This is a genomic window from Listeria sp. ILCC797, from assembly GCF_900186185.1.
Lineage (GTDB): Bacteria > Bacillota > Bacilli > Lactobacillales > Listeriaceae > Listeria > Listeria goaensis.
On sequence record NZ_FYBS01000004.1, the window covers coordinates 1 to 11558 of the forward strand.

The 11558-nt window shown below is 41.8% G+C and carries 15 protein-coding genes and 1 pseudogene; 5 read left to right on the forward strand and 11 right to left on the reverse strand.

Annotation, left to right across the window (positions count from 1 at the left end):
• The 6 genes and pseudogenes from BN1609_RS05060 to BN1609_RS05085 form a co-directional block, all read right to left on the reverse strand.
• Nucleotides 1–871 (reverse strand): annotated as a pseudogene (locus tag BN1609_RS05060) (hypothetical protein); the annotation flags it as partial.
• Nucleotides 868–1215 (reverse strand): hypothetical protein, encoded by a 348-nt coding sequence (locus BN1609_RS05065; RefSeq protein ID WP_088840578.1) that lies wholly within the window; start codon nt 1213–1215, stop codon nt 868–870. The gene BN1609_RS05065 and the pseudogene BN1609_RS05060, both read right to left, overlap by 4 nt.
• Entirely contained in the window at nt 1216–1908 is a 693-nt protein-coding gene (locus BN1609_RS05070; RefSeq protein ID WP_088840579.1) for a DUF5081 family protein, read from the reverse strand.
• Entirely contained in the window at nt 1905–2204 is a 300-nt protein-coding gene (locus tag BN1609_RS05075; protein ID WP_088815597.1) for a WXG100 family type VII secretion target, read from the reverse strand. Before BN1609_RS05075 ends, BN1609_RS05070 begins: the two co-directional genes overlap by 4 nt.
• Nucleotides 2197–2592: a chorismate synthase gene (locus tag BN1609_RS05080; protein ID WP_088815598.1), complete on the reverse strand. Its 396-nt coding sequence runs from the start codon at nt 2590–2592 to the stop codon at nt 2197–2199. Before BN1609_RS05080 ends, BN1609_RS05075 begins: the two co-directional genes overlap by 8 nt.
• A gap of 159 nt (nt 2593–2751) precedes the next feature.
• Complete coding sequence (locus tag BN1609_RS05085) at nt 2752–3510, reverse strand: MurR/RpiR family transcriptional regulator (RefSeq protein WP_088840580.1); 759 nt, start codon at nt 3508–3510, stop codon at nt 2752–2754.
• 190 nt (nt 3511–3700) lie between these two features.
• Between BN1609_RS05085 and BN1609_RS05090 the strand changes: the two genes are divergently transcribed.
• Nucleotides 3701–5017, forward strand: coding sequence for a 6-phospho-beta-glucosidase (locus tag BN1609_RS05090; protein WP_088810360.1), 1317 nt, complete (start codon nt 3701–3703; stop codon nt 5015–5017).
• 40 nt (nt 5018–5057) lie between these two features.
• On the opposite strand, the gene pgmB is transcribed toward BN1609_RS05090, so the two are convergent.
• Both pgmB and BN1609_RS05100 read right to left on the reverse strand, forming a co-directional pair.
• Nucleotides 5058–5699: a beta-phosphoglucomutase gene (gene pgmB, locus BN1609_RS05095; protein WP_088815599.1), complete on the reverse strand. Its 642-nt coding sequence runs from the start codon at nt 5697–5699 to the stop codon at nt 5058–5060.
• Nucleotides 5700–5932: 233 nt separating this feature from the next.
• Nucleotides 5933–6364, reverse strand: coding sequence for a universal stress protein (locus BN1609_RS05100; protein ID WP_088810358.1), 432 nt, complete (start codon nt 6362–6364; stop codon nt 5933–5935).
• A 148-nt stretch (nt 6365–6512) separates the two neighbouring features.
• On the opposite strand from BN1609_RS05100, the gene BN1609_RS05105 reads away from it, so the two are divergent.
• Nucleotides 6513–6965 carry a MarR family winged helix-turn-helix transcriptional regulator gene (locus BN1609_RS05105; protein WP_088810357.1) on the forward strand — a complete coding sequence of 151 codons (453 nt, stop codon included), beginning with the start codon at nt 6513–6515 and terminating at the stop codon, nt 6963–6965.
• A gap of 10 nt (nt 6966–6975) precedes the next feature.
• Complete coding sequence (locus BN1609_RS05110) at nt 6976–7335, forward strand: Lin0512 family protein (RefSeq protein WP_088810356.1); 360 nt, start codon at nt 6976–6978, stop codon at nt 7333–7335.
• Between the two features lie 37 nt (nt 7336–7372).
• On the opposite strand, the gene BN1609_RS05115 is transcribed toward BN1609_RS05110, so the two are convergent.
• Nucleotides 7373–7753, reverse strand: a complete 381-nt coding sequence (locus BN1609_RS05115; protein ID WP_088810355.1) for a VOC family protein — start codon at nt 7751–7753, stop codon at nt 7373–7375.
• Nucleotides 7754–8008: 255 nt separating this feature from the next.
• Here BN1609_RS05115 and BN1609_RS05120 point away from each other — a divergent pair, with 255 nt between their 5' ends.
• Nucleotides 8009–9490 carry a lectin like domain-containing protein gene (locus BN1609_RS05120; protein WP_088840581.1) on the forward strand — a complete coding sequence of 494 codons (1482 nt, stop codon included), beginning with the start codon at nt 8009–8011 and terminating at the stop codon, nt 9488–9490.
• Nucleotides 9491–9520: 30 nt separating this feature from the next.
• Here the strand turns inward: BN1609_RS05120 and BN1609_RS05125 are convergent, their stop codons facing one another.
• A complete protein-coding gene (locus BN1609_RS05125; protein WP_088810353.1) occupies nt 9521–10003 on the reverse strand; it encodes a methylated-DNA--[protein]-cysteine S-methyltransferase in 483 nt (160 codons plus the stop codon).
• Complete coding sequence (locus BN1609_RS05130) at nt 10000–10551, reverse strand: bifunctional transcriptional activator/DNA repair enzyme AdaA (RefSeq protein ID WP_088815600.1); 552 nt, start codon at nt 10549–10551, stop codon at nt 10000–10002. The genes BN1609_RS05125 and BN1609_RS05130 overlap by 4 nt, the downstream gene beginning before the upstream one ends.
• Before the next feature lie 313 nt (nt 10552–10864).
• On the opposite strand from BN1609_RS05130, the gene BN1609_RS05135 reads away from it, so the two are divergent.
• Nucleotides 10865–11503 (forward strand): lytic polysaccharide monooxygenase, encoded by a 639-nt coding sequence (locus tag BN1609_RS05135; protein WP_088810351.1) that lies wholly within the window; start codon nt 10865–10867, stop codon nt 11501–11503.
• Nucleotides 11504–11558: the final 55 nt, after the last annotated feature.

The window sequence follows — 11558 nt, forward strand, 5'->3', positions numbered from 1 at the left end:
TTCCTGAGCGCATCATTTGTACACCGCCGGTTAGGGCTTTGACGCCTGGAATGACATCCAAAACCGCAAAAGCGCCGCGCTGGGCGCGTTCGGTGGCATCCAGTTCGCGGCCAGTCATCCAGTCTTTGCCTGTCTTCGCCGCGCTTATTTCAAGCGTACCGTAAGCGGCACTTAAAGCTACACCTGCGAGCGGGCAAAATGCGGAAACACCCACGATGACGATAGTGGCGACCACGAGTGTCCAAAATTCTGTCTTCTGTTGTTCGTCTTTAATGGACGTGTAGGCGAAGGCTCGGGAATTTAACATCGCGGCTTGAAAATCTTGCTGGCTGACGTCTTCTCCTTTGTTCGTCTGTTTCCATGCATCATACTGAAGCTTCATTTGGTCGGCGTAAAAGGTGTCTCCGCTGAATAAATCCTCGAGGCTCACTTTACTTTTTGGGACCTCTACTTGTTTTTGCGTATAGCTGTTTTCAAACTGTGTGGTTGTCGTGGTGGCTCCAATTCGGTTTTCCGTTGTGAACGTGGTCGCATCTAAGTCGCGCATGCCTGCCACAAAGTCATCTAGCTTTTCATAAAACGGGTGGTCGATCGTGTTGTTTACGATGTCCCCGATTTGGTCGGAAAAACGGTAAAGGACGTCAAAATCCTCGAAAATCTCCTGATACTTGGATGTTCGGCTTGTATGTTGAAAGGAAATCACGCCGTCTGTGTCGTAGCGGGCAATGTCGTCTTCGGCTTCTTCCAGATTTTTGGATACTTTTTTTAGTTGGTCGATGGTGCCTTTGCCCCATGCGCCTTTCCCGATAAGGCCGCCGATACTTGTGTGGGTGCGTTCGAAATCGGCTTCTATGTACTGGATGTCTTTCATGCGTCGGTTCCTCCTATTTGAAGCGCCGCAATGACTTTCTCTGCCACCTCTTGATCCGCTTGTACCATCGTGTTTAAGATATCAAACACTAGCGAAGAGGACCGCTCGTAGTGGTCTTTTAATTCCATCACCCGTTCGTTTGCTTCATCGACTTTAGCCATCGCTTTCTTTGCTTCGCCCGCTGTGACATATTTCGTACTCTTTAACTTCGTCACCGCGGGTTGGATGACCGACTCAAATTCATTGGCCATCGCGAGCAGTTCTTTGGCGATATGCGTCATCTCATCAGGATTGATTTCAATCGTACTTGACGCACCCGCTCCACCCATTGTTAGTTGGGCCATCTATAACGCCTCCTTTACAGGGAATTGCAGCTCGCGGCAAAGCTCATTCCAAAGCCAGTAACCGCTCACTTGCTTGTAGTCGTCGCGCACAACATCAATAGCGACCAGTTTGTCTTGCCACGCCACCACAAAATATTGCTGGTAAAACGCGGGATTTTCTTCTTCCATCGGCGTCTCTTCCACATGGAAATATTCCATACTGATAAAACGCTCGTCCGGTTCACAGGCTGACACCCTTTTTCTTTCGTCTAAAGTAAGAGGCCGTGTGAGGAATGTCTGCTCCACATTCGGCGTGTCACGTTGTAAGAGCGGGAAATGATTCGTTAAAAGTTGAAGTATCAGAACTTTATCAAGCACCTCAAAACGATAGCTTTTCCCCGCCTCTACTTCGACTAACAGATAGGCATTCTCCGTATCCTCTGCTGAAAAGCCGAACATAAACTGATTCAGACGAACAAATGACGGGCACGCCTGGTAACGCGAAAGCGCGTCCACCACAATAGCCCCGCCATCGGTCATGGCGCCCGTTTCATCCAGAATTTGTTTATCGAGTAAGCGTTCATACGCGCGCTGAAATCCTTCTTCGCCGCGAAGTTGAAACACCTGCCGGTCTGGCAAACCAAAGAGGGTGTCGCCACCAAAAGCTGAAATCAGTAAAAATAATTCTTCGGTTTGAAACGTATCTGTGCTCATAAGCGTTTCACCTCGCGCACGATGGCTTGTTCCTCATAATCTGCCACATAGTCTTGTAACTTGTTGAGCGCTTTGCGCTGCTTTTTATACTGCGTCTTCACTTCCGCATGGTACTTTTCAATTAATTCCAAATAGGTCAAAAATGCATCGCGTGTCTTGCCGTCCCATTTCGCGCCGTTCACATACGAGATGAGTGATTGACACTGCTTGTGTGTGGCGCTCAGAGACGTTTCCACGATTTTAGCCTGCGCTTTCGCTTCCGCTACTTTGTCTGCGTTGATTTTCACATTAGCCATTTTCTAGTCGCGCCTCCCGTTCTTTTCGTTCTTTTTCCTTCTTCTCTTTTTCCGCAGCGTCCTCGCGAATAGCCTGTGCCTTATAATGCACATATTGATCATACGCGCGCTCTTTCGCCCGAACTAAACTCGCACGCTTCTCTTGTTCCTTGTCCATGAAATTGACTAGTTTTGCCGTCAGCTTCTCCCGCTTGGTATCAAACTCATTCGACGGAATTTTACTGTTAGATAAATTCGGCACGCTACTTTTATAACTCCGGAAAATGCTTTCCGCTTCGTCCATCTGTTGATCATGTTCTTTAATCGCATCTTTTAACAGATCATGTAATTTATCGTAGTCATCCCGTTTTTTCTCGGTTTCAGTTTTCCCCATACCAAATAGTCCCATTTACTTCACCTCAGTTTAAAAGAAAAATGTTTGAATAGCCGCCAACGTAACCGCAGCTATATATGTTTATTACTCTTTTTAGTATACCATGGTTTCGAAATGAAATTGTGACGACTTTATGTACTTTTCGCACACAAACCAAGCTGAGGTGACTTCACCTCAGCTTGGTTTATCTTCCTTATCCAATTGTGTTCTAATTTCACGGGCAACGCATTCGATTGTGTAGAGTGCTGGGAGTTGGGATGTGATGTTTGCATCTTGGTACATTTCTTTGTTGATGTAGTAGGAAATGTTTGCATCGGAAAGTCTGGCGATGGTTGATTTGGCGCTGTTTGTGATGGAAACAATTTTGCATTTTTGCAACTTTAATTCATGAATATAGCGAATGATGTCTTCGTTTTCTCCTTCTACCGAAATGGCAACAAGACAAATCTTATCGGAAAGTTTGCTGGAAAGGTGGTAGAAAGGGTGATTGAGTGGGTCTTCGATATGCAAGGCGAGTGTGAACAGTGACGAGAAATAAAGTGCGCCGTATTCGGCGATAATACCAGATGAACCGATGCCAGCAAAAAGGACTAGCTCCGAATCGCGCAGGACCGACGCCGCACGTGCAACTTGACCTTTAAACTCAGGGGAAGCGGTTCGTTGTAAAAAGTCAATGTAGGTCGTTTCATCTGACATGTCGATGCGTGTGCGTTTTTGTTCTTCGGCGTAAAGCTGCAGTTTGACGCGGAATTCGGAAAAGCCGTTGCATTTGAAACGGCGGCAAAAGCGCAAAATGGTCGTTGTGCTGACATGTGTCGCATCTGCCAAGTCGCGAATGCGCATGTAAACGACTGTGTCGAGATGTGACGTTATATAGTTATAAATATCGAGTTCTGTATCATTTAGTTCGATAGATTGGTCTAAAAAAAGCATTTTAAGCCTCCAACATGATTTTTCTTCATTTTATCATGTAACACCTCGTTACTCAAATGTGACAAATTCCTTTTTGGAAAATGGCTACCCAATTGTTGCAAAAAGCTGGTAATTTACCGTTAATCTTTCTATACTGTAAGTGGAAATAAGAAAGCGTTCACAGATTCTTATAATATTGGAGGAATTAAAAATGGCAAATGGTATTAAAATTGCAACTATTGGTGGCGGCTCAAGCTATACGCCTGAACTAATTGAGGGTTTCATTAAACGTCAAGATGAACTTCCTGTACGTGAAATTTGGCTAGTCGATGTGGAAGCTGGTCGCGAAAAACTGGAAATCGTTGGAAATCTTGCGAAACGTATGGTAAAAAAAGCTGGCGCTAACATTGACATACATTTAACACTTGACCGTGAGGAAGCATTAAAAGACGCTGATTTCGTTACAACGCAATTACGTGTCGGCTTGCTTGATGCGCGTGTTAAAGATGAGCGTATTCCAAACTCGCACGGCGTAGTTGGTCAAGAAACAAATGGTCCTGGTGGAATGTTTAAAGGACTTCGTACCATTCCTGTTATTTTAGATATTTGTCGCGACATGGAACGTTTATGTCCTGACGCTTGGTTGATTAATTTTGCCAACCCTGCTGGAATGGTTACAGAAGCTGTTCTTCGCTACAGCAACCAGAAAAAAGTGGTGGGGCTGTGTAACGGACCAATTGGGATTGAACGAAATATCGCAGAAACTCTTGGTGTGGATCCTTCTGAAATCTACGTAGAATTCGTTGGATTAAATCACATGGTCTTTGCGAAAACTGTTTATCATAACGGAAAAGACGTTACACGTGATGTTGTTTTCAAAATGACAGAAGAAGAGCAAGGTTCTAAGCTTAAAAATATTAATGCGACAGGTTGGGATAAAACTTTCCTTCGTACGTTAAATATGATTCCAATTGATTACTTGCGCTACTACTGGCAAACAAAACAACAATTAGAAGATCAAGCAAAAGCTTATGCCGAACACGGTACACGTGCAGAAGTCGTGAAAAAAGTAGAATCCGAATTATTTGAGCTTTATAAACAAGAAGAGCTCGCTGAAAAGCCAAAACAACTTGAACAACGCGGCGGCGCTTATTACAGTGAAGCAGCATGTAATTTAATCAACTCAATTTACAATGATAAACGCGATATTCAAATTGTCAATACACGCAACAATGGTGCGATTTTAGATATTGACCCTGATTCTGCGGTGGAAACAAATTGCGTAATCACTCGTCAAGGTCCGATTCCTCTAGCAAGCGGCCATTTACCAATCGCTATCAATGGAATCATTCAAGAAATTAAAACGTTTGAACGCTTAACAGCTGAAGCGGCAGTAACTGGAGATTATGACAAAGCACTTCTTGCGATGACCATCAATCCACTTACTCCAAGTGATAGCGAAGCACGCGTTTTACTTGACGAACTTTTAGAAGCGCATAAAGAGTATTTGCCAAACTTTAATAAATAAACATGAAAAAACAGAATGACTCGCTCATTCTGTTTTTTGCTTATAGTGCTAATTGACTTAATTCTTCTGTCGATTGTAAATTGATTTCTGCTTTTTGAAGGCTTTTGTCTGTTCCAATCGAAACGGCTGTCATGCCAGCATTTTGAATCGCTGCAACACCTGCTTCTGCGTCTTCAATGCCAATGCATTCTGTTGCTGTCAGATTTAATCCTTTTATTGCCTCGAGGAAAACTTCTGGATCTGGTTTCGAGCGCGCAATTAGGCTGGCGTCAACTACATAGTCAAATTCTTCTAAAATATGTAAGGAAGTTAAAATGGCTGTCGCATTTTTTGATGCGGAAGCTATCGCTTTTTTGATGCCGTTTTCATTTAATCTTTCCAAAAATGGAAGGACGCCAGGCAAAACGTCATCGGGCGTAATGTTTTGAATTAAGCTGACATAAAAATCATTTTTCCATGCCATTAAATCTTCTTTTTCGGCTACACTAAACGCCGCTTCTTTTCCTCCAAATGTTAAAATTCTTTCGAGTGAATCTTGTCTGCTTACACCTTTTAGTTGTTCATTAAACGTGCGATTGATTTCGATGCCGATTTTGTCGCCAAGTGCTTTCCATGCTTGGTAATGATACTCGGCTGTGTCGGTGATGACACCATCTAAATCAAAAATAACGCCTTTTATCATGAAAAAACTCCTCTCAGTATTTATGGCCTCATTATGATAATAACTGTGAAACGCTTTCATTTCAAGCATTACTTTTTGTTATCGCTAACAAAAGAAGGATAACATTGTAGTTATCCTTCCAACCTGTAGAAATAAGCCAAATAAAATGTAGCGCGCACAATCAGACTGATGGCAAACGGAGCGGAACGCCGGCAAGAACTCCGAAGATTGTCGTTTGTCATCAGTTTAGCTCATTAGCGAGCAATTAATGTGTCAACTGATGCATGACCTAAAATGTAGCTGGAGATGCTGCCTAGCACAATTTTTTCAACGCGATTTAGTCCGGTTGCGCCAACGACAATAAGATCGGCTTCAAATTCTTCTGGCAATTCTTTGGCGAGAATAGTTTTCGGATTGCCGCTCTCCACGTAGGTCGCGATTTCCTGCAAACCTGCTTTTTCGGCTTCTTCGCGGTAACCAGCAATTCGAGCTTTCGCTGCTTGCATCGCTCTTTCTTCGAGTGAGCCGTCATAAGAAATATTAGGAGAAAATGATCGTAAGTCTACTACGCTCGCAATTCCAAGTGTGGCATCGTATTTCCCAGCAAGTTCAAGCGCTTTTTTAAAAGCATGATCAGCTTGGTCAGAACCGTCAACTCCGACTAATATTCGTTTATAATTTTCCATTGTTTTCCTCTCCTTCTTTAAGAAGCATTATCTACTTCACTTTACCCGTAACCGAAAAACTAAACACTCTTTTGATAAAAAATAAATTTCTTGTTTTTCTAAAAAAGGGTATAATGATGTAAGGGAAATTGAAAAAAGGGGTCAAAATATGGATATTGAAACAAGATTGAACCAACAAATTGCATTATTTTATTTTGGGTATAAATCGTTTACAAATTCTGCTGATGATCTTATCAATAAGCATGATTTAACGCGTTTACACCACCGAATTTTGTTTTTCATTGCTCGTATGCCTGGTATTACGACTGGTGAAATGATTACAATTTTAGAAATTTCCAAACAAGCTTTACAAAAACCAATTGCTGAGCTGCGCGAAAAGGGCTTGATTCATGTTGGCATCGGGGAGCACGACAAGCGCAAACGGGCACTATTTTTAACGTCAAATGGCATTAGATTGACACACGAACTGGATAAAATACAGCGGAAGCAATTAGCGGAAGCTTTTAAAGCAGCTGGTGATCCTGAGGGGAAGGTTTTTACGGCCGTCTTAAAAGAGTTCGCCAAACACCGCGCTGGTGCCGATTTTATTCAACATTTTTAGGAGTGAGAATATGGAAAAACTACTTTTTATCCAAACAGGTTTTGGGGTTGATGTACACGGTCAAGATGTGACAAAAGCGGCTGTGAGAGCTGTGCGGCATGCGATTTACCATAATTCGATGCCGGGTATTCAAGCGCTCCTGCCTGATGCGGATTTGAATAATATGGTCGTGCACGTGAAGCTCGCTGTGCCGATTGATAAAGAAAGCGTCGATTTCGCCGCAATTAAGGCTCTGATTCCTTACGGCACGGTTCATGTGTCAGTGATGGACGGCGGCATGATAACGACTAGCGGCATTTTTTTAGAGGATAAAGCAGATAAAAATGATTTCATGTATATTGTGAATGCTTCTGTTGAAACTGGATATTGAAAAATAAAAGCCAGCGGGTAAAATCGCTGGCTTTTTGCTATTTATCTTCTAAAATAGCGAAATAATTTTGTTCTGGGTCATGGAAATTAAAGACGCGTCCGAGTGGCGTATCTACTAATTCTCCGACGGGAACGCCGTTTTCTTTGAATGTAGCGTAAGTCGCATCTAGTTCATCCGTATAAAAAAGTAAAGAAGGTGTACCTAAATTCATATCGGGGCTCATTTTCGCGACAGCAATTTTATCTTGCAATACAATGGTTGTGGCTGTTTCTTCATCTGGCGCAATTTCAATCCATTTCTCCGCATCCGTTTCCTTGTTACGTGCGCGAATAATAAAACCTACTTGCTCCGTCCAAAAGCGTGCAACCTCTTCTTGATTTTCAATATATACCATGACTTGACCTAGTTTTTTTATCATCCTTTTGCCCCTTTCAGGTTTTGATTTTATTTTACATGATAGAGTAGCAAGCGGCAAATTTCATATCTTTTTCCAAGAATATACTTTTGTATACTTATCACCTCGAGAACAACTTTCAGAATTTTACTCTATATAGTATAATGAAGCGGGAGACTATTTAGATGATTTTTATCTTTTAAATAGAATAAAAAGAAAGGATAAAAAGAAAGGATAAAAAAACAGCTTATATTTTCAACTAAAAAAGGAGGATTTAAAATGAAAAAATTGTTATGTTTGTTAGCGGGAATCAGTTTTATTTTAGCAAGTTTCTTCTTATTCTTACCTGGAAATCAAGTTGATGCAAAGGAGTATCCGGCGGGGGCAACACCAGACCCAACACCAATTTATGAGCAGCCTAAACCAAAGCAATTGCTTCGTATAACCCCTTTGCCGACTAAGTATGACCCGCGTATAAACGGGTTAGATACACCAGTTAAAAATCAACAATCTAGAAATATTTGTTGGTCATTCTCTTCAAATGCATCTATTGAAACAGCTTTGTTAAAGCAGACTGGAACGACGTATGATTTTTCCGAGCTCTATGCTGATTACTACTCGGCAAGAGATGCAGATGGCGTAGATGGAAATAATCCTAAAGCATATAATCGATTTTTAAATACTGGTGCCCAAGAATACAATGTATTTTATGAAGGCATGAATTGGGAATTACCTGTCCTTGAAAGTGAAATGCCATTTGATCAATATGCTACCTATCTACCTTCTTTAAACGTTTTATCTAAAAAACCAGTTGCTCATCAGCAAGGAATGAATAATATTGTGAAGCTCCCAATAACAGCAAGCGAGACTGAGCAAGCACAAAAAGTGAAAAAAATAAAGGAGCATCTTGTGAAAAATGGTGGTCTTACATATCAATGGACTGCAAGCTCTGCTTACAGAAACACATATATGAATCCAACAACAAATGCGATGTATGTACCGAAAGATAACTATACAACCATTTCACATTCTTCTCTCATTGTTGGGTATGATGACACATACAGCAAAGAAAATTTCCGATTGGCGTACCAGCCCCAAAATGACGGCGCTTTCATCGTGAAAAATAGTTGGGGATCAACTTGGGGTGATAAAGGCTACTACTATGTGTCTTATGAAGATGCATATATACTAACTTCTGCTATGTACGGTGCGAAACAAATGGAAACCGTCCAAAACTACGATAATATGTATGCCATGGCACCATTTGCTTCTTTATCCACATATCCTGCAACAGCGAATACGTATATTGCTAATATCTTTGATGCTCCAAAAGATTCAAAAGAAAGCATTGAAGCAATTGCAATTAATACCACACAATACGACACACCTTACGAAATTTATATTAATCCAAACAGCTCTGATAAATCCTTTTCCAACCTAAAACTAGTTGCAAGAGGGGTAAAAACGGACGCTGGTTATGAAACGATTAAATTAAATGAATCTATCCCTATCACAAGTACAGATAAGTATGCGATTGTAATTAAATTCTCGTTACCAAACGGCGTTTCAAAAATGCCAATCCCAATGTTTAAACACGAAGAAGTAAATTATCCGCGTGATTCTGTGAAATCTGGAACAAGTTTTTATTCCACCTCCACAAATCAAGCAAGCATGTCTTGGCGGGAGGCTTCCACACCGAGTAACTGGTCAAGTAATGTAGCTTATAAGTTTTATACCAATGTTTATACGAAAAATTTATGAGCCATTAACTCCTAAAAATCGCCAAAGAAACTAACTTCTTTGGCGATTTTCTAGTTTTAGTAGCTGTTCTTTTAATGGTAATCCGCCTCGGTAACCCGTTAGTTTACCGGACTTGCCGATGACTCGGTGACACGGGATGGCGATTAAAATCGGGTTGGAGCCGATTGCTCGCCCTACTGCTCTAACTGCTTTTGGGTTGCCAATTTGTGTGGCAATTTCTGAGTAGGAAGAAGTCACACCGTACGGGATTTCGCGCAAAGCTTTAAACACGCTTTCTGTAAAATCGCCAACAGAAAAATCTAAAGGCCAGTCAAAAGATATTTTTTCGCCGTTAAAATAGGCTTTTAAGTCCTCCGCTTCCCTTGAAAATTCTGCAGAACGCCTAAATTCCTCATTTTTGTACTTCTTTTCATAAAACGCGATCAATTCGTCGTAGTCGGCGCCAATAAAGCAAACACCGCGTTTCGTTTTCGCAACATATAAACCTACATCGTCAATAAAATCATAAATCATTTCAGCACCTCATTTCGGTATTTGGATGGCGTCATGCCCATTTGTTTCTTAAAAAGAGTGGCAAATTGTGCGGCGTTATTAAAACCGACAGCGCGCGCAATTTGTTTGATTTCCAAGTTTTCCTTTCGCAGCATTTCCTGCGCTAAAATTAGCTTTTTGCGGATAACATAATGATGAATCGTTTCGCCCGTCACCTTTTTAAACGTGCGATGCAAATGACTTTCACTACCGTGGCAAGCAGCAGCAATTTGTTCGAGCGAAAGCGATTCCGCTAAATTACTCGCCACAAAGCGTTTAATGTCCATCACCCATTCGGCATCTGGCACGCGCTCGCCGCCTGATTTACATCTTTTGCATGGCCTAAAACCCGCTTTTATCGCGGCACCACTTGATTTGAAAATGACCACATTCTCATAATTTGGCGCTTTTGATTTGCAAGACGGCCGACAAAAAATGCCTGTCGTTTGAACAGCATAATAGAATACGCCATCAAAATTAGCATCGCAAGTGGTAATAGCCGTCCATTCTTTTTTCGTTGGTTTTTGCATCGTGCCCACCTCCACTTTTATTATAACGCAATCGGGCATAAAATAACGGTTTCAGGAATGAAAAAGCAAGAATTGAAACATTGCTTGCTAAACGTTCGTCATTGTATGGTTTTCCCCTTTCTATGAAAATTTGACTAGCTATTTTCTTCCCAAAAAGTTTTTTTCATGAGGTTTTTCAGAAAACTCCTCGTTTGAATGGTCTAGTTTACAGGAAGAAGCTCTCATTTTTTGATTTTCGTGATTATCTTTGATGGGCTAGGGAAAAGAAAAGCGGGCGCATGTTATTTATGTGTACCAAAAAGGAGGAATAGAGATGAAGAATTTTTTTGGAAAGTCGGCTGTATTTTTAGGGGCTATTGCGCTAACTGTTTCGGGGGCAACGGTTGGCGTATCCGCACACGGGTACATTTCGAAGCCTGAGAGTCGCGCTTATTTAGCGAAACTTGGCGTAAATCAAAATGCGGGGCCAATTCAATATGAGCCGCAAAGTGTGGAAGCAACGGGAAACTTCCCAACTGGCGGACCAGCCGATGGCCAAATTGCTGGCGGGGGGAAATTTAGCGACATGGATGTGCAAACCGATTCGAGATGGAGTAAAGTAAACTTAACCGGTGGCGCAAATACAATTGAATGGACGCTAACGGCGCTGCACCGTACTTCTGAATGGAAATATTATATGACGAAAAAAGATTGGAATCCAAATGAGCCGATTACACGGGCATCGCTTGAGCATCTGCAAACAATTGATGCCGGCAATACGATTCCAACGACAAAAGTCACTCAAACGGTAAATCTCCCAACTGATCGTTCAGGCTATTACGTCCTTCTTGGCGTGTGGGAAATTGCAGACACTGGGAATGCCTTTTATCAAGTGGTTGACGTGAATTTATCGAACAACGGGACATCGGGCAGTTCCCCGTTACAATTTGTACCGACTTCTATCCAGTTTTAAACAAAAAATGAGAGCGGGAAAATTTCCTGCTCTTTTCTTGTGTTACGGCTTCGTT

Coding starts and splice junctions, on each gene's coding strand:
- BN1609_RS05065 (WP_088840578.1), bottom strand. CDS start 1,215: ATGGCCCAACTAACAATGGGTGGAGCGGGTGCGTCAAGTACGATTGAA.
- BN1609_RS05070 (WP_088840579.1), bottom strand. CDS start 1,908: ATGAGCACAGATACGTTTCAAACCGAAGAATTATTTTTACTGATTTCA.
- BN1609_RS05075 (WP_088815597.1), bottom strand. CDS start 2,204: ATGGCTAATGTGAAAATCAACGCAGACAAAGTAGCGGAAGCGAAAGCG.
- BN1609_RS05080 (WP_088815598.1), bottom strand. CDS start 2,592: ATGGGACTATTTGGTATGGGGAAAACTGAAACCGAGAAAAAACGGGAT.
- BN1609_RS05085 (WP_088840580.1), bottom strand. CDS start 3,510: ATGCTTTTTTTAGACCAATCTATCGAACTAAATGATACAGAACTCGAT.
- BN1609_RS05090 (WP_088810360.1), top strand. CDS start 3,701: ATGGCAAATGGTATTAAAATTGCAACTATTGGTGGCGGCTCAAGCTAT.
- pgmB (WP_088815599.1), bottom strand. CDS start 5,699: ATGATAAAAGGCGTTATTTTTGATTTAGATGGTGTCATCACCGACACA.
- BN1609_RS05100 (WP_088810358.1), bottom strand. CDS start 6,364: ATGGAAAATTATAAACGAATATTAGTCGGAGTTGACGGTTCTGACCAA.
- BN1609_RS05105 (WP_088810357.1), top strand. CDS start 6,513: ATGGATATTGAAACAAGATTGAACCAACAAATTGCATTATTTTATTTT.
- BN1609_RS05110 (WP_088810356.1), top strand. CDS start 6,976: ATGGAAAAACTACTTTTTATCCAAACAGGTTTTGGGGTTGATGTACAC.
- BN1609_RS05115 (WP_088810355.1), bottom strand. CDS start 7,753: ATGATAAAAAAACTAGGTCAAGTCATGGTATATATTGAAAATCAAGAA.
- BN1609_RS05120 (WP_088840581.1), top strand. CDS start 8,009: ATGAAAAAATTGTTATGTTTGTTAGCGGGAATCAGTTTTATTTTAGCA.
- BN1609_RS05125 (WP_088810353.1), bottom strand. CDS start 10,003: ATGATTTATGATTTTATTGACGATGTAGGTTTATATGTTGCGAAAACG.
- BN1609_RS05130 (WP_088815600.1), bottom strand. CDS start 10,551: ATGCAAAAACCAACGAAAAAAGAATGGACGGCTATTACCACTTGCGAT.
- BN1609_RS05135 (WP_088810351.1), top strand. CDS start 10,865: ATGAAGAATTTTTTTGGAAAGTCGGCTGTATTTTTAGGGGCTATTGCG.